The 17124-nt window shown below is 51.5% G+C and carries 17 protein-coding genes and 2 pseudogenes; 16 read left to right on the forward strand and 3 right to left on the reverse strand.

Translation table 11 applies throughout. The features are described from left to right. The first annotated feature begins 11 nt into the window (after positions 1–11). The 6 genes from Q3F21_RS12360 to Q3F21_RS12385 all read left to right on the forward strand — a co-directional run bounded on the left by Q3F21_RS12360 (position 12) and on the right by Q3F21_RS12385 (position 6173). Positions 12–2261, forward strand: coding sequence for a hypothetical protein (locus tag Q3F21_RS12360; RefSeq protein WP_340252930.1), 2250 nt, complete (start codon positions 12–14; stop codon positions 2259–2261). Then, positions 2254–3183 carry an ABC transporter ATP-binding protein gene (locus Q3F21_RS12365; RefSeq protein ID WP_340252932.1) on the forward strand — a complete coding sequence of 310 codons (930 nt, stop codon included), beginning with the start codon at positions 2254–2256 and terminating at the stop codon, positions 3181–3183. Before Q3F21_RS12360 ends, Q3F21_RS12365 begins: the two co-directional genes overlap by 8 nt. Then, positions 3180–4028 carry an ABC transporter permease gene (locus Q3F21_RS12370; RefSeq protein ID WP_340252934.1) on the forward strand — a complete coding sequence of 283 codons (849 nt, stop codon included), beginning with the start codon at positions 3180–3182 and terminating at the stop codon, positions 4026–4028. The genes Q3F21_RS12365 and Q3F21_RS12370 overlap by 4 nt, the downstream gene beginning before the upstream one ends. A gap of 46 nt (positions 4029–4074) precedes the next feature. Continuing rightward, complete coding sequence (locus Q3F21_RS12375) at positions 4075–4245, forward strand: hypothetical protein (protein ID WP_003385677.1); 171 nt, start codon at positions 4075–4077, stop codon at positions 4243–4245. 117 nt (positions 4246–4362) lie between these two features. Beyond that, positions 4363–5793 carry an ATP-binding protein gene (locus Q3F21_RS12380; RefSeq protein ID WP_340252936.1) on the forward strand — a complete coding sequence of 477 codons (1431 nt, stop codon included), beginning with the start codon at positions 4363–4365 and terminating at the stop codon, positions 5791–5793. A 77-nt stretch (positions 5794–5870) separates the two neighbouring features. Next, the gene (locus Q3F21_RS12385) at positions 5871–6173 is read left to right on the forward strand and encodes a DUF1292 domain-containing protein (protein WP_003385675.1); all 303 of its coding nucleotides are present in this window, start codon (positions 5871–5873) and stop codon (positions 6171–6173) included. 50 nt (positions 6174–6223) lie between these two features. Here the strand turns inward: Q3F21_RS12385 and Q3F21_RS12390 are convergent, their stop codons facing one another. Then, a complete protein-coding gene (locus Q3F21_RS12390; protein ID WP_340252938.1) occupies positions 6224–6601 on the reverse strand; it encodes a general stress protein in 378 nt (125 codons plus the stop codon). Positions 6602–6825: 224 nt separating this feature from the next. On the opposite strand from Q3F21_RS12390, the gene Q3F21_RS12395 reads away from it, so the two are divergent. The 6 genes and pseudogenes from Q3F21_RS12395 to Q3F21_RS12420 all read left to right on the forward strand — a co-directional run. Beyond that, a complete protein-coding gene (locus Q3F21_RS12395) occupies positions 6826–7677 on the forward strand; it encodes a hypothetical protein (RefSeq protein ID WP_340252940.1) in 852 nt (283 codons plus the stop codon). 31 nt (positions 7678–7708) lie between these two features. Continuing rightward, positions 7709–8836: an Rv1355c family protein gene (locus Q3F21_RS12400; protein ID WP_340252942.1), complete on the forward strand. Its 1128-nt coding sequence runs from the start codon at positions 7709–7711 to the stop codon at positions 8834–8836. Between the two features lie 197 nt (positions 8837–9033). After that, positions 9034–11022: a DNA gyrase/topoisomerase IV subunit B gene (locus Q3F21_RS12405; protein ID WP_425341250.1), complete on the forward strand. Its 1989-nt coding sequence runs from the start codon at positions 9034–9036 to the stop codon at positions 11020–11022. A 2-nt stretch (positions 11023–11024) separates the two neighbouring features. Further along, positions 11025–13571, forward strand: a complete 2547-nt coding sequence (gene parC / locus Q3F21_RS12410; RefSeq protein WP_340252944.1) for a DNA topoisomerase IV subunit A — start codon at positions 11025–11027, stop codon at positions 13569–13571. A 5-nt stretch (positions 13572–13576) separates the two neighbouring features. Further along, entirely contained in the window at positions 13577–13903 is a 327-nt protein-coding gene (locus Q3F21_RS12415) for a hypothetical protein (protein WP_340252946.1), read from the forward strand. A gap of 134 nt (positions 13904–14037) precedes the next feature. Beyond that, a pseudogene (locus Q3F21_RS12420) lies at positions 14038–14220 on the forward strand (GntR family transcriptional regulator); the annotation flags it as partial. A 157-nt stretch (positions 14221–14377) separates the two neighbouring features. Here the strand turns inward: Q3F21_RS12420 and Q3F21_RS12425 are convergent. Further along, positions 14378–14749: a DUF3600 domain-containing protein gene (locus tag Q3F21_RS12425; RefSeq protein WP_340252948.1), complete on the reverse strand. Its 372-nt coding sequence runs from the start codon at positions 14747–14749 to the stop codon at positions 14378–14380. Positions 14750–14870: 121 nt separating this feature from the next. Beyond that, complete coding sequence (locus tag Q3F21_RS12430) at positions 14871–15434, reverse strand: sigma-70 family RNA polymerase sigma factor (protein WP_340252950.1); 564 nt, start codon at positions 15432–15434, stop codon at positions 14871–14873. 144 nt (positions 15435–15578) lie between these two features. On the opposite strand from Q3F21_RS12430, the pseudogene Q3F21_RS27435 reads away from it, so the two are divergent. The 4 genes and pseudogenes from Q3F21_RS27435 to Q3F21_RS12445 all read left to right on the forward strand — a co-directional run. Continuing rightward, a pseudogene (locus Q3F21_RS27435) lies at positions 15579–15641 on the forward strand (hypothetical protein); the annotation flags it as partial. A gap of 89 nt (positions 15642–15730) precedes the next feature. Continuing rightward, positions 15731–16063 carry a DMT family transporter gene (locus tag Q3F21_RS12435; protein ID WP_425341251.1) on the forward strand — a complete coding sequence of 111 codons (333 nt, stop codon included), beginning with the start codon at positions 15731–15733 and terminating at the stop codon, positions 16061–16063. A 51-nt stretch (positions 16064–16114) separates the two neighbouring features. Next, complete coding sequence (locus Q3F21_RS12440) at positions 16115–16630, forward strand: DMT family transporter (protein ID WP_340252952.1); 516 nt, start codon at positions 16115–16117, stop codon at positions 16628–16630. Positions 16631–16856: 226 nt separating this feature from the next. Continuing rightward, complete coding sequence (locus tag Q3F21_RS12445) at positions 16857–17060, forward strand: hypothetical protein (RefSeq protein WP_340252954.1); 204 nt, start codon at positions 16857–16859, stop codon at positions 17058–17060. Positions 17061–17124 lie beyond the last annotated feature (64 nt).

Below are 17124 nucleotides of genomic sequence, written 5' to 3' on the forward strand. Positions count from 1 at the left end.
AGGATAGAGGCATGAAATGGAAATGGCTGCTCGCTTTGATAGCTGTTTGTTTGGGGGCAGTATCTGCACCAGCGGCTGCCGAAGGGATCTACGACATAACGGTTAATGTTCCACTCGACGGGATCGTCAAATACGACTCCTGGATGAGGCTGGAGGTAGCGGTAACAAGCCGAGACCAACCTTTTTCAGGAACTGTTGAATTACGCAAAGATGCTTACAGGCAAAAAACGCGAAATGTCGTCTTGAAACAGCCTTTGACTTTGCAGGAGGGAGAGAAGAAAAAAGTCGTTTTTGATCTTCCGGCCGAAATGATGATGAACGACTGGAAGCTTCAGCTGGTCGAGAATGGCCGAACGGTGAAAAGCGAAAAAGTACGTTTGCCATATCCCAGGGACGGTATCATCATAGGCGTGTTGCATTCGGGCGACAGCGCTTTTCACTTTTTGGCCATGAATCAATCCGGTCCTGGAAGCGGGGGGCCTTATCTTGTCTACAATATGACCCCGGAGTCTATGCCCGATGTTTCCTGGCTCTATAACAATCTCGATATTTTGGCGCTGGGAGGAAAGGACATTTCGACGCTCGGAGATCGGCAAGTAGAGGCGATTAAACTCTGGGTGAAACAAGGGGGAATTCTCATTCTCTCCGCCGGTTCTGACCAGCAAAAGCTGCTGGACCAATTTTCGGACTTCCTTCCCCTGAAATCACGCGAGCAGGGAAAAATAATAGCGACAGAAGGTCTTCGTCCCTACCTCCTGGAGAAAAACATTCCCGCTTTTGACATTCCTGTTTACGATAAGCATCAGCCATTATTCGTTTCTCGAAAAACGGGCGAGGGTTTATTTCTGTTTGTCAATTACGACGTTACACAGGAGCCGTTGGCTTCCTGGCAATTCAACGCGCAGCTTTGGCAAAGCGTTTTTCAGCACCACGGCGTCCAGAACCTGTTAACGAATACGGGTTACTTTGATCAGCTTGGCCGTCCATCTTTGGAACTGAGCAGACAGATTCCGCAGGTAAGGACGCCCGACCCGATCATGATGGCAGGCTTGTGGGTGTTGTATGCGTTCATCGTCGCGCCCGGTTTGTACTGGCTTCTGAAGCGAAAGGACAAAAGACAATGGGCGTGGGGCATTATTCCGGGTGCGGCAATCTTGCTGAGTACGGGCATTTTTTATCTGGGAAAGCCGATGGTCGTTTCCGAAGATGTGAGCTATGCCGTGACGAAGGTGCGTTTGCTGGATAAACAGACGGCCGAGGCGACGACCGCTTCCTCTTTCCTGGTCGTGGGGGGCGGCAATTTTGACATTGACGTCAAGCCGGGAACCGTAGCGGTCCCCCTGTCTGTCGGGCGCAACGATTACCAGCCGGACGGGATGATCGGCGAGGGCAGTGACGGGAGCCTCCTGTCCTTCCAGAATGTCCCGTATTTGACACCGCGCCAAACGGTGGGATTCGGCATGCTTCAGGATACGGGACAAATAGAGAACCATCTTCAGGTACAAGGAGACCGCATTATTGGAAGCATTAAAAATGATACCATGTTTTCGTTTGACCAGTCCTATCTGGAGGTCGGGTTGCAGCGCATTCCGTTGGGAAGCCTGCAGAAGGGAGAAGGAAAGAACATCGATGTGAAGCTGGAGTCTCTCTACATTCCGCGCAAGCCGTTTGCGGAAGAAGAGGAGACACCGGCACGGCGTGTTCGCCGCATGCAGGATGATGTTCTCGCATACGGAGGGGACAAGGCGATACGGATCAAGGGCGTCAATCAGGATCCGCTTTCTCCTTTTGCCCTAAAGCTTCCTCATCGCGAGCATCACTGGAATGTCATCACGCAAAATGTACAGCTTGAGCCAGATGCAAGTGGTCATATCACATTTCCGTTTGGAATGCTGCGTGTCGATATCCACGAGGTCAAAGGCGATTTTGATTCCAACAGCGCCGGTCTCTGGGAGCTTTCCAAAGGCAGTGTAATCTTTTCGCTAAAGTTGGGCGAGGCCTTTCAGACGGCAGATCAATTGACCGTGCCCCTCGACCACAGCATGTTTCGTCCCTTTGAAAAAGAGGTCTTCCATCAGAAGAGCGGCAAATGGATGGCGCTTCCACGGGGCAAAAGACTTGTGGTGGGAAAAGAGCTTCGCGAGTACCTTACCCCTGACGGATCAATCCTGATCCGCTTCTCCAATCCGGGAGAGCAGCGACTGGCACTGCCAATGCCTTATTTCCAGGTGGAGGGAAAGGAGCGCAAGAAACATGATTGAGACGGTTCACCTGAGCAAGAGCTATGGCAAGGTGCAAGCACTCATCGATCTCCAGCTGCGGATCGAACAAGGAAAGGTATTCGGTTTTATTGGCCCGAACGGCGCGGGCAAATCCACGACGATGATGATTTTGGCGACATTGCTGGAGCCGACCGAAGGGGAGGCGTTCGTCTGCGGATACGACGTTCGGAGGGAACCGGCCCAGGTCAGGCAGTCGCTCGGTTATATGCCGGACTTTTTTGGCGTCTATGACAATTTGACTGCCGTCGAATACCTTGACTTTTACGCAGGCGCCTTCAAAATAGCTCCCCATAAACGCAGCTCGCTGATTGCCGACCTGCTGGAGCTGGTGAATCTCTCGGACAAAGCGGAAGCTTATGTCGATTCCCTGTCCAGAGGTATGCAGCAGCGCCTCAGTCTGGCCAGGTGCCTGATCCATGACCCGCAGGTCCTGATATTGGATGAGCCGGCATCGGGCTTGGACCCGCGGGCGAGGATCGAGCTGAGGGAAATATTGAAGCAGCTGCGCTGTATGGGAAAAACGATTCTGATCAGCTCCCACATCTTGCCTGAGCTGGCTGAGCTTTGCGACGATATCGGCATTATTGAAAAAGGGAGACTGATCGCTTGCGGCGGACTCGATGAAGTGAGCATTCGCGCCCGCGGGGTGACATTGATGATGGTCAAAACGCTCAGCAATCACCACCGGGCAGCGCTTCTTCTGGAAGAAAACGCGTTTGTGGAGGATCTGGAGGAGAACATGGACGGTTTTCGTTTTCGGTTCATCGGAAGCGAGCATCAAAAAGCAGAGCTGCTGCGAAAACTGATCGAGGCCGAGGTGGCCGTGGCGTACTTCGGCGAGTCCAGCGAAAATCTGGAGGCTGTCTTCCTCGCCATTACGGAAGGAGTGGCCGGAGGATGAGGTCGTCATCTTTAAATCCGATCATCGTCAAAGAGCTTCGGGAGCGCTTTCGATCCAAAAAAACAGTCTGGACATTAATACTGTTTCTGCTGATCATGGGAGGAATTCCGCTTGGCTTTTTGATCGTCAATCCGATCAAAGCCGGAAGCCTTGGGCAAAACAAGGATTTGTTTGTCATTTCGGCAGCGCTTCACTATGCCATGATCTGCTTTGTGGCCCCAGCCTTGACTGCGGGAGCGGTGAGCGGCGAGAGAGAACGGCAGACGCTGAACATCCTGCTGACCACTCAGCTGTCGCCACGGACGATCATCTGGAGCAAGCTGTTTACCTCGCTCGCCTTTACATCCTTGCTCGTCATCGCATCCATGCCCTTGTACAGTATCGTGATGCTGTACGGGAGCGTATCTCCGGAACAACTGATCAAACTGGCCCTGTTTTTCGGTGTGAACATCATGTTCCTCGGGTCTTTGGGGCTGTTTTGTTCCACATGGTTCAAGCGAACGGCAGTCAGTACGATCATCGCTTACGGCATCGCGTTCTTTTTTGTCGTGGTGACGGGTCTGATCTGCCTCTTTCTCGGCGAGATTTTGATTCAGCTGGCCCCCGATCGATCTCTTTCGCAAGAGGTGTGGGGCAGGCCGGAGCTTCAATACCTTGCCGGAATCAATCCGGTCATTGTGCTGTTTGCAATTCTGGGAGAGACAGTGAATCCCACGATTCGCTTCGACTTTACTCCGTGGCTGTTTTTTTCGTGCTTCTACCTGGTGCTGAGCGTTTTGCTTGTCTTGTGGACCGCTTATCTCCTGAAGCCGATCCGCCGCAAGTGGTGGAGTTGGAAGAAGTAGAACATTCATGTACAATAGGTTCATAGAAAAAGGGGGGTATACCGCGGTGAGTGACCAGGACATTCAGATAATCGATTTTGAGGAAATGCTTCGCTTCGTCGAACGCCGCCTGGCTGAAGCCGGGAAATACGTGCAGCGGGATGCGATCATCATGATCCTTCAGGCAGAAGAAGCGTTTTTGATGGAAAAAGGAGTTATTCAAGAAGTGAAGGAATAACGAAAGGCAGCCTGCTTTGAGCAGGTTGTTTTCTTTTTTGGAAAAAAAAGAGGATACCGGAAAAAAATGCCGAATATTTGACCCATCTGAACATTGTTATAAAGGAGTGCTTTCCGGTTGCAAGCGCAAGAGAGGGATGGAAAGCAGGGGATCGATTTATATCGGGATGAACTGCGCCGGACCATACAAAATGTACATAATTTAATTTTCAAGTACAAGCGCGGCGAAGATGGGTCTTTTGTTTTTACCTTGTCAGAAGGCAAACTGGCCAGAGATTTTGGACTGACAACGGAATCGATCGGACAAAAAAAGCTGCAAGAAATCTTGCTGACCTGTAACGAGGAAAAAATACTCCCTCTGTATGAACGCGCCTATGCAGGTCACATTGTCGAATACGAAGCCTCGATCGGCGATCGGATCTTTACCACGACATTGGCCCCGATCACAGATTCAGGAGGCGTCGTAGAAGTTGTCGGTTCCCTTACAGAGATTACAGAACGAAAACAAATGGAGCGGGAATTGAAAGAAACCGAAGAACTGTACCGAAGTCTTGTCGAAGACACCTTGGTGGGTGTATACATTGCCTATGTAGACGAACCCGGATTCGTCTACGTCAATCCTTATATGGCGGATATCTTCGGCTACACCCAGGAAGAGCTTGTGAAGCTGGGGATGGAAGAAGTCATCCTGCCTGTAGAAACAGCGGGAGAACAGACGCTCAGTCACGAGAACGCCAGCCATTCGATGCGCTATCCCTTTCGCGGCTTGCGAAAGGACGGGAGCACGATCGAACTGGAAGTACTGCAAAAAACGACAGTTTACAAAGGGCTCCCGGCTGTGATCGGCATTCTGCTTGACGTTACGGAAAGAAAGCAGGCGGAGGAAATGCTGCGCAAGTCGGAGATGCTCTCGATTATCGGGCAACTGGCCGCGGGCGTCGCTCATGAGATTCGAAATCCGCTCACTTCGCTGAAAGGCTTCTTGCACCTTTTGCAATCCCGTTATGAAGACAAGCCGAAATATTACGACATCATGCTCTCCGAACTAAACCGGATCGAACATATCGTGAGCGAGTTTCTCGTCCTGGCCAAACCCCATACCGTTGTCTTTAATCTTCATGACATCCGTCCCATGCTTGAGCAGATCATCCTGCTCGCCGAAACACATGCGATCATGCACGACGTGCAAATTGTCACCAAATTCGACCCGTCCCTGCCCCCGGTTCGCTGCGAGGAAAATCAGCTGAAGCAAGTATTTCTCAATTTGCTGAAAAACGCCATAGAAGCGATGCCGGACGGCGGGGAAGTGCACGTGGAGGTGGAGCGGGAAGTAAGTGAACTGGTCATTCGCTTCCGCGATCACGGCTGCGGTATCCCGGAGGATCTTTTGCCAAAGCTGGGCGAACCCTTTTTTACGACGAAGGAAAAAGGGACAGGGCTGGGCTTGATGGTCAGCTACAAGATCATCAACAGCCTGGGCGGCAAAATTACCGTGAAGAGCAAGGAACAGGAAGGAAGTACGTTCGAAGTAAGATTGCCGATGGCTTAAGCTCATTTGCGTCCCGAGGAAAAAAACGGTATGATGGGAGGGAAGTAGCCAATTTCATCAATAAGGACGTGAACAAATTGACCGCTGAGGAAAAAGACCTGGAACTGGGTGACGTCATTACGCTTGACGACGAAAACGGAGAGCCGTTGGGCGATTTTGAAGTCATTGCGATGTTCGAACTGAACGGGAAAGAGTATGTAGCCCTGACAGAAGCAGTCGAAGACGAAGATAGCGACGAGGATTTGGAAGAAGAAGTAGATATCTTCGTCTTTCAAATAGACGGCGGCGAAATGGTGCCGCTGGAAGAAAACGAAGAAGATGCCGTTTACAACAAGCTGAACGAAGTACTGGAAGGCATCGAATTGATCGAGAACGAGTAAGACGCAACGAACGAAAGACCGCTGCATGTACGCGCAGCGGTCTTTTTCTGTCAGTCGTTCATTTTAATAATGTTGTCCTTCAGATCGCGAACGACTAAAAGACATGTGTAGTCGGTTTCCTGCAATTCCCGAAATAAAGCCGAAGCCTCATCCTTGGTCAAACCGAGCTTTTCCAGACGTGTCCGCAATTCTTCCCCGCCATTGTCGAAAAAATGCGCCTTGCTGTCGATGTTTCCGACAGCGCTCTCAAAATGGGTACTGTACTTGTAATAATTGTCCCGCTGATTGGAATGGTTTTTGTCGGGGTTCCATTTGAGGACCCAGATGTCGTCCTTGTGATAGCCCGAAGAGTTCAGAGCTTGTATATCGGAGACCAGCTCCTGGTCATAACGGTGAAATTTTACGAACGGTTTCGTTGCGCTAATCAAGGAAGTTCCCCCTTTTCGCCTTCGGTTTTCGCTCATACGTAGCTTGCCCATAAAGATGAAAAACAACGTTTGGAAAATCGGATATAAAATTGGAGGAAAACGGAAATTTTTGCAGAACCATGTTATCAGGTAATTATTCCCACGCGACAGACGAGAGCGATCAAACAGCTAAGCCTTCCGAACCGGTCGTCTGGCAGGGGAGATGACAGGAGGAAGTTGTCACAATGCCAACGCCACATTCATTCTCTATTGCCGCCAAACGTGTGCCTCTCCGCACCAGTCCTTACTCTGTGTTTCCCTTCAAACGATTTCACAAACCGGACTCCTTTGCTTCCGTTCAGCTGAATCATCTGTACCATTCATTGTCAAAACCATTTATCGACAGGCCGGACGAAGCATTGAACAGCCGCCTGTATTACTGGGCCAGCCCGACAGAGGCGGATGCGTCAGCGTGGGCTCAGGTGCAGGATATTATCAGTTTTAGCTACAACTACCGATATCTCCATGATTCTTTTGGGTACGTGCCGATCGGCTATGAAGCAGATGACAGTTCACAGGTGTTTACGGTCCAACAGGACTTGGGAAACGACTCTGTCGTGTTGGCAACGGCCAGGGCAGTCGTCGGCAAGGAGCTTGATTGCTACGACTTGTTCGAGGGCGTAGAGAGAGAAGACAAGGCGGCAGAATTTGTTCGTTTTTCCTTCCATCCCATCCTGGATATGCTCCCAAAGGATCCGAACGCGACTATGTTCAAAATCCTTCAGCTGCATAAAAGATATATTTTTCGCATGCTTCTGGCCACGATGGTGGAGTGCGCCCAAAAAGACGGATGGGGAACGATGTATATCATTCTCCCGCCGCACGTGAAGAAGTACATGGCAGATTCCGGCTTCGGCCTGGTTCCGGTTGCAAATGCGGTGCCTGCCCAGGCCCAGAAATACGAAGAGATGCGACAAACATTTTCAAAGTACTGGAAGCCGGGCGCAGCTATCGAACAGCAGCCGGCTCTTTACACTATTTCGCCGCAAGTGGAATCACTTGAAAAAGAGCTGAATGGCTTCACGATCATTTTGTAAGGATATATCGTCTAAAAGCGGGGGAGTGTGCATGCATTCATTTACGCATTGGGACCAGGGGACAAAATACGAGGAGAATCATTTCGTTTGGCGTCCGCAGTTGTTTCGCTTGTCGCAAGCCGAAGACCAGCATCGTTTGAATGAGTTGATGGAAACCGAGCGTCCAGAAGTCATCGATCGTTTTCGTCCCCAGCTGCAGGAGTTGATCAAGGCCGAAAACGCAGGGATTCGCTTTTCGCCAGAAGAGCTGTCCCGAGCGGTTGAAGAGCGCCTCGGCAGTACACCTATCTCGTTTCACGGGGTGTGGGTGCATTATCCCTGGAGAAACAAGCTTGTTCACTTGCTGGACGAAGAAGACTATGTATTTGTACGAACCAATCGGAATCGAAACAAGATTACGGCGGAAGAGCAAAAGCTGCTCAATGAAAAAACGATCGGGGTCATCGGGTTGTCCGTGGGCCAATCGATTGCGTTGACGTTGGCGATGGAGAGAAGCTGCGGAGAGATTCGCATCGCCGATTTTGATACGCTGGAGCTGTCCAACCTGAACCGTATACGAGCCGGCGTATTTCAGCTCGGGTTGCCCAAGTGGGTGGTCACAGCGAGGGAGATAGCGGAAATTGACCCGTATTTGCGTGTAGTCTGTTATCCGGACGGGATTACGGAAGAAAATATAGAACCATTTTTATTGGAGGGCGGCAAGCTGGACATCCTCGTGGATGAGTGCGACAGCCTCAATATCAAAATTCTGGCCAGGGAGAAAGCGAGGCTGCACAAAATACCGGTCATTATGGACACGAGTGACCGCGGACTATTGGACGTCGAGCGCTTTGACCTCGAGCCGGATCGTCCGATTCTCCACGGATTGGCAGAAGGTTTGGACTACGGTCAGTTGAGGGGCTTGTCGGACAAGGAGAAAATTCCGTTCGTTCTGAAAATCGTCGGCTATGAAACGATGTCAGATCGGCTCAAATCTTCTTTGCAGGAAGTGGGAAAAAGCATTATGACCTGGCCGCAGCTCGCGTCGTCCGTTTCTCTGGGCGCCGCCGTGGGAGCAGATGTATGCCGCAGGATCTCATTGGGACAATTTACCCGCTCCGGGCGTTATTTTGTCGATATCGAGGAAATTATTTCCAATCGGCAGCGCAATCCTGTTTAGGGCTCTTCCAGTTAAAAGATTTGCAGGCTTTCGAGCAGCCATCTCGCGCAGCGCGGGATGGCTTTCTGCCGTGCCAGCGTCTTTTTCCGCCAGAAATGCCCGTTAAACATTGAATACAATGGTTTCCATACGGTACAATAGCGATTAAGTGTTCGCTTTTATAACGAAACGCCGCCAACTGCCTTGGCGGGACCGCAGTGAAAGAAGTAGAGGGGAGAAAGCGATTGAAGGAAACAGATGCACTCCAATATACCGAAGAAGACATTCAGGTACTGGAAGGATTGATAGCCGTCCGCAAGCGGCCGGGGATGTACATAGGATCAACAGGCAGTCGCGGTCTTCACCATCTCCTGTGGGAGATCGTCGACAATGCCAAGGATGAGGCGCTAGCCGGAGTTAATGATACGATCATCGTAACTTTACATAAAGACGGGAGTGTCAGCGTGGAAGACCACGGCCGGGGAATCCCGACCGGCATGCACAAGACCGGGCGTCCTGTGCCGGAAGTCATTTTCACGACCCTTCACGCCGGCGGGAAATTCGGCGGCGGGGGCTACAAGAAGAGCGGGGGCTTGCACGGCGTAGGCTCCAGTGTCGTTGTGGCGCTCTCGCAATGGCTGGAAGTAGAGATTCATCGCGACGGCTCCGTTCACAAGCAAAAATTTGCCTATGTCGTCGATGAGGCGGGCAATGAGCATGTGGGCAAGCCTGTAACGGATCTCGTCATCACCGGAAAAACAAGACGTACCGGCACGACGGTGCGGTTTTTGCCGGACGAAGCGGTCTTTGGAAATTCGCGTTTTGACTATGAATTGATTCGCGACAGATTCCGCGAAACGGCTTTTTTGCTGAAAAAGCTGCGGATGGTGCTGATTGATGAGCGCGGTCCGGAGAAGAAGCATGAGGAGTTTTACTTCGAGGATGGCCTGAAGTCCTACGTGGATTATTTAAACGAAGGCAAGCATACGCTGCATCCGGTCGTCTATTTCGAAGGAGAAAAGGATAACGTTTACGTGGAGCTCGCCTTCCAATACAACGACGGCTACACCGAAACCCTCGTCTCGTATGTGAACTCGATTCCGACGACGGATGGAGGCACACACGTGACCGGCTTCCGCAACGGGACGACCCGGGTATTTAACGAGTTTGCCCGGAAAAAAGGCTTTTTGAAGGAAAAGGATGCCAACCTGACGGGGAACGATTTGCGCGAGGGCTTCCTCGGCGTTTTGTCCTTGCAGATGGCTGACGTCCAGTTTGAATCCCAGACGAAGGACAAGCTCGGGAATGAAGAAGCGCGGACGATCGTGGAGCAGATCGTCTCGGAAAAGCTGGGCTTTTTCCTCGAAGAGAACCCGGAAATCGGGAAGCTGCTCGTAGAAAAGGCCATCCGTTCGGCCGAGATCAGGGAAGAGCTGAGAAAACAGCGGGAAGCTTTGCGCGGAGACAAAAAGAGCAAAAATACAAAGAAACGCAAGTCCATTTCGGAGAAGTTTGCTCCACCGCAATATAAAGACCCGAAGCGCAATGAGTTGTTTCTCGTAGAGGGAGATTCTGCCGGAGGCTCGGCCAAGCAAGCACGGAGCTCCGAATTTCAGGCGATCTTCGGATTGAGGGGAAAACCGCTCAATACAGAGAAAGCCAAGCTTTCCGATGTCCTATCCAACGAGGAATTCCGTACAGTGCTGGAAGTGCTGGAAACGGATATCGGCGAAGATTTTTCGATCGAGAATTGCGCGTTCAACAAAATCATCATCATGTCTGACGCAGACGTCGATGGATCGCATATTCAGACCTTGCTGCTCACTTTCTTCTTCCGCTACATGCAGCCTTTGATTGCTGCCGGGCATCTCTATATCGCCCAGCCGCCTTTGTATCAGGTGAAAAAAGAGGGACGGGGAAAACAGGCCGAATCGATTTATTGCTGGAGTGATTACGAACTGGAACAAGCCCTCAAAAAGCTTGGTCGCGGTGCAGAAGTGCAGCGCTACAAAGGTTTGGGCGAGATGAACCCGGATCAGCTGTGGGAAACGACGATGAACCCGGAAACGCGCAAGCTGATCAGGGTTCAGCTGGAAGACCTGGCCCACTGCGAAAAACTGGTGACCGTTCTGATGGGCGACAAGGTACCGCCCCGCAGAGAGTGGATTGAAAGCCACGTCACCTTTGAAGTGGGGGAGGATGAATAAGCATGTTGTCCAATCAAATTATCGAACAGAGCTTTGCGGAAATCATGGGGAAACGCTTTGGCGATTATGCCAATCTGGTCATCCTGTCCCGCGCGATCCCCGATGCACGCGATGGCTTGAAGCCGGTGCAGCGCCGTATTTTGTATGCGATGTACCAGGAGGGGAACACCCATGACAAGCCGTACCGGAAATCGGCGAAAACAGTCGGTTACGTTATGGGTACGTACCATCCGCATGGAGATGCCGCTATTTACGAAACGATGGTCCGCATGGCGCAATGGTGGAAAATGCGCCAGGTGCTGATTCAGGGCCATGGCAACTTCGGTAGCCTCGATGCCGACCCGCCTGCCGCGATGCGTTATACCGAGTCCCGTCTCTCGGCACTCGCCAACGAAATGCTGCGGGACATCGAGAAAGATACCGTTACCTTTATACCAAACTACGACAATTCGGCTGAGCAGCCGGCAGTGTTGCCGTCCCGTTTCCCCAATCTGCTCGTGAACGGAGCGTCGGGGATTGCTGTCGGGTTTGCTACGGATATTCCTACGCATAATCTCGGCGAGGTGATTGATGCGGCCATTGCTCAAATGAAAAAGCCGGACATCAGTCTGGATGAGCTGATGACCTACGTAAAAGGGCCAGATTTCCCGGTAGGGGGAATCGTTCAAGGGATCTCCGGCATTCGCAAGGCTTTTGAAACGGGGCGCGGACAGTTCATCATTCGGGGCAGAACCCATGTCGAGGAGCCAAAGGGAGCCAAGGTGAAAAAAATCGTCATCTCGGAAATCCCTTACGATGTGGTCAAGTCGAAGCTGGTTGCCCAGATCGATGAACTCGTAATGGAGCGCAAGATCGAAGGAGCTCTGGCCGTCCGGGATGAGACCGGCCGCAAGGAAGCGGAGCAGAAAAAGGTGCGGATCGTCATCGACATCAAGAAGGATGTGGATGAGACGCCGATCTTGAACTATCTTTACAAAAACACCGACTTGCAAATTTATTACAACTACAACATGAACGTTATCCACGAAGGCACGATTCGCCAGATGGGATTAAAAGAACTGCTCGCCGCCTACGTCGATCACCAGAAGGAAGTCGTGACCAGACGTTCTCAGTACGACCTTGATCGAAAATCCAAGCGCGAGCACGTGGTGGAAGGTTTGATCCGGGCGAAATCGATTTTGCGGCAGGTAGTGGATACGATCATGGATTCGGAAGATCGGGCCGATGCCAAGAAGAACATCATGGAGAAGTACGGCTTTACCGATCCGCAGGCTGATGCCATTTTAAGCATTCAGCTCGCTTCCTTGACCCGTCTGGACATCGTCAAGCTGGAAAAAGAGCTGGAGACGCTTGCCAAGGAGATTGCCGAGCTGAAATCGATCCTGGAAAGCGAGAAAAAGCTGATCCAGGTGATTACGTCCGAGCTGACCGAAATCAAAAAGAAGTACGCAGAACCCCGTTTGACGGAAATACAGGGCGAGATCGAGGAAATCAAGGTGGATATCGCCATGCAGATCAATGCCGAAGACTGCATTGTCACCCTGACCAACGAAGGGTACATCAAGAGGACCAGCCCGCGTTCGTTCAAGTCGATGGGGGGGACGATTGATACGTGCGGGGTGAAGGAAGGGGATCGGGTTCGCTACTTTACCGAGACGAACACTTCCCATACCGCTCTCTTTTTCACCCAGGACGGCAAGTACTTTGCCACTTTGGTGCATGCCATTCCGGACGACAAATGGAAAGACATCGGCACCGCGCTCGTCAACATCATTCCGCTGGAAAAGCATCAGCGGGTGATCGGCTTCGCGATTGTCGAGAATTTCAAGCAGCCGTTGCAAATCGTCCATATGAGCCGCTCGGGTCTGGTGAAGAAAACGTCTTTGAGCGAGTACGAAACGAATCGTTCCGGCGCGTTGGTAGCCGCCAAGCTCAAATCCGAAGAGGACGAGTACGTTGCTGCCTTTGCGGCGGATGACAGGGGGGCATTCCTCGTTGTCACGAAAGACGGGATGGGAATCCGCTTCCTGAAGAGCGAAGTAAGTCCGACGGGACGGGCTTCAAGCGGTGTCAAAGCGATCGCGCTCGCGGCAGGAGATCAGGTTGTCGGGGTTTTGCCGGTTGAAGAAGAAGATCCGCGGGTGTTCAGCATATTAACGGCCGAAGGAATCGTAAAACGCACCTATCTGGAAAGCATCCCCTTGCAGGGAAGGGCCGGAAAAGGGGTGCAGCTCATCCGCAAACGGAAAACGCATCCCCACCTGGTGGTCGCCGCGACTTTGGAAGAGACCCTCTACGCTTTCACCGACAAGCAGGAGTGGGTACAGGTACAGGCAGATCAGGTCGGCATTACGGAACAAGGCGGGATCGGCAGGGCAGCTGTCGAAGGCGAAGTGCGCAATGTCGCGTTTGAAGCCGTGCTGCCTGGCGAAGAAGAGAATGTACCGTCGAACGGCAGTGAAGAACCGACAGCCGCGCCTGGCGATGACGAGAAAAACACGTTGATCCAGCAAAGCTTGTTTGACGATTCACCAGATGAAAAGGAATGATGGGAATGGGAGTGCCTTTCGAATCGTTTGCCTCGCAATTGACGGAGCAGCAAGTATCCCTGCTTGCTGATACGGTTCAGTATTTCGCGGATGCGCCCAAGCTTCTGTCGATTCCCGACGAACAGGGGAATCGAGTGTCGGTTCCGATTTTGCCGGAGACGATGGGAAGCTTGCTGGCTGTATTTCCAAAAGGAGCGGAAACGGAGAAATTGACCTTTGGATTCCGCTGGGAGAGCGGAGAGGACGAAGGAGTCGGCACACTGGTCATCGCGCTGCCAGACGGCACAAAGCTTCGTCAGCCTACCGTCCTTTCACAGTTTTCTCCTGTGTAATCGTGAAGAAAGAGCAGGATGCCGCTGCTTTAAGACCCCCGGTGCCTATTGGCCGGGGGTTTTCCATTTCTTGTGTGATGTTTCGCAAATGGTCCATAAACGCTTTCCGACAAATCAGAAAGGCGGTGCAAGTCTTGCCAATTCCGCAAAGCTATCAATCACCAGTCAGACTGTCCGCAAAAGAAAAGGAATTTCATCAAATACAACGCTGGATTATTGAGGGGACCCTGGAGCCGGGCGAGCAGCTGTTCGACACAGAATTGTCCGAAGCGCTTGGGATTAGCCGCACGCCAGTGAGAGAAGCCCTGCAATCGCTAGCATTGGGCCCAATACGAAAAAAGGGCAGTTTTGCCAATCTTGACCTGAATGGAGTGCCTGGGTTCGCGCTGTCATAACACAAAGTTCATAGCCCAAAGCTCCCTGGACGAGAAAAAGTGACCCAATCCACAACGGACGGGTCACTGCTTCATTCTCTTACGGCTTGGCGATTCCGTTAATCTTCTTGAAGTACGGGACCAGCTTGGAGGCGAGCTGCTCATACTGCTGCTGCTCATCTTTGGTCAGCTTCTCCTCATGTTGGACTCCATTTTCATCGGTGATCTTCAGCTTTAATTGCATCAACTGCTTGGTCAGCCCCACATACTCCTTGAATTCGTTTTCCGTCAGTTTGTCTTTTGCTGCCTGAAGCATTCCCTCAATCTCTTGATAATCTTCCTGTGTACCGCCGTGCTGTTCAATGGTCGCAGAAGAACTGAAAATATTATCGGCCAGATAGGAAGCAGCAAGTGCGGCAGACGGAATCAGGATTGCTACTGTGGCAATGCCTGCGAGCATGCGTTTTTTCATGGGAGATCTACCCCTCTTTTCGTTCACATAGTGTTGATAGGACTGTCGGACACGTTCATATAAATCGGGTGGGCAGTGCATCGAATCTGCCACCTGGTGAAGCTCTTCACGCAATTCCTTGTCAATGGGCATACGCGTCTCCTCCCGTCATTTCGAATCGTTTCCGGAGTTCTATCAGTGCCAGATGATGCCTGGATTTCACTGTGCCAACGGGGATCTGCAGCATGTCTGCGATTTCTTCCAGAGCATAGTCGTGAAAATAGCGCAGGATGACGACCACACGTAGTTTGTACGACAACTGGCGGACAAGGCTGAACAGCTCATGCTGCATTTCGGACTGCAGGACAGCTTTGTCCGTCCAGTCGAACTGTTCGCAAGTCATCTGTCGGTTTCGTTCAAAGAGGCGAATTCGCCGCCAGGCCTTTCTTTTCCAATCCTGGACCTGTCGGACAGTGATCCCGTGCAGCAAAAATCGGAACGGTCGGTTCGGGTCGTACGTGTGAAACGATCGCCACATACACATGTAAACTTCATTCACGATGTCCTCAATGTCCTGTTTGTTGTAGACGAGGAAAGTAACCGTCCGATAGACGTCTTTGTGAGTCGCCTGATAAACAAGCTGAAAGGCCGACTCGTCGCCCAACGTCGCTTTTTCAAGCCACGGAAGTAACTCTTTATCATTCATGGGGCCCCTCCTGAACGTTTTACAACTCTTAATTCGCTCTCGCGGGGAAAAAGGTTCAGTAAGAGAATAAACTTTTTTTGACGATACTCGCCATTTTACGAACAGCTCCGTCAAAACTCTGGACAAGCAAAGGCTCAAAACATCATGAACAACCTGAAAACAAAGATTTTTCTCGCTGGTCTCTTTATGGAATCATGTAAGTATGCAAGTGATCTGGCCGGGATCTTCACTATCCAAATGAGATCGAGATGTGAAGGCGAACGTACCCAACGGAAAATTGGAAAATATACATCTGGATGCTGGTTGTTCCGGTTTTTTGGGGAGGAGCTTTTGGCACCGCCCAGCACGTCATATCGGAAATTCCGCCCATTACGGCTGCGGCTCTGCGTTTTGGGACAGCTGGCCTCATTCTCATTGCCCTTGCGCATCTGCGCGGCGAGTGGAAGCTGGAGGCATTAAAAAAGCATTGGCTGGGCCTTTTGTTTATGTCTGTGACAGGCGTTTTCGCCTATAACGCTTTTTTCTTTATCGGACTGTCCTATACGTCAGCGATCAACGGGTCATTGATTATGGCGAACTCACCTGTCTTGATTACGCTGGGAGCGGTATTGTTTCTAGGTGAATTGTGAAACAAAAAGCTCGGAATCGGCTTATTGCTGTCGCTTTCCGGTGTTTTTCTCGTGATCGTCAAAGGCTCATGGGAAGCGTTTTCCGCCCTGGCGTTCAACGCAGGCGCCCTGCTGTTTTTGGCAGCCCTTTTCTGCTGGGCGCTGTATGGCTTGATCGGCAAGGCCGTGATGAAAGGGGTATCGCCGCTGTTGACCACTACAGTGACAACATTGACTGGAGCGTTTTTTCTCGTGATCTTGTCGCTTGCCAAGGGCGGCTGGGATCGTGTGCCGTCTCTGTCGGGACAATCCTGGGGAGAAATGATCTACTTGACGTTTTTCGCGACGATCCTCGCGTTTTTTCTGTGGAATCAGGGGATTCATCAACTCGGAGCCAGTCAGGCGAGCATCTATATGAATCTCGTGCCGATCAATGCTTGCTGGATTGCCGTCCTCTTCTACGGTTCGAGCATGACCGGGGTTCAGGGGATCGGGATCATCCTGGTGATTGCGGGCGTTTGCACGGTAACGCTCAGCAACGGGAAGAAGGCGGCTCGTCATCCGTCTAAAATAGCGGAAAGAGTTTAGGCGGATACGGTAAGCAGTTTTCGTTGAAAAAGGCAGCGTTATAATGGCAGCCCCTGCTCTGCGGAAAAGCGCGGCCCTATTCTTGCTGTTGTCCTGATCAAACTTGCCTGGATTTGAGGAAAATGGATCCCTGTCAATCAGGAAAATTTTGTCCGTTTCTGATAAAGGGAGACTCGACATGACGGAACGCCAATCGTGACACACTATAGCAGGAGGTGTGTCGACGATGGAACAATGCATGAATGTGAACGGAAGAGAGTACCAGTTTGCCGCTACGTATGACGGAGACGCCCAGTACAATGTTCAGGTGTTGAGCGGCGACAAGCTGATCACCATGTTTAAGGTTTCTGCCGATTCCGAGGGGGACGTATTGAAAGCAGCCAAAGCCCGTTTTCAGGCGGACGTGGAATTGGGAAATATCAACGTGTAACGTGCAAAAAACCAAAGCCGGAGGCAGCCGCTCCCCGTGAGCAAGGCTGTCTTTCTCTGTTTCT

This window comes from Brevibacillus borstelensis, from assembly GCF_037834415.1.
Lineage (GTDB): Bacteria > Bacillota > Bacilli > Brevibacillales > Brevibacillaceae > Brevibacillus > Brevibacillus borstelensis_A.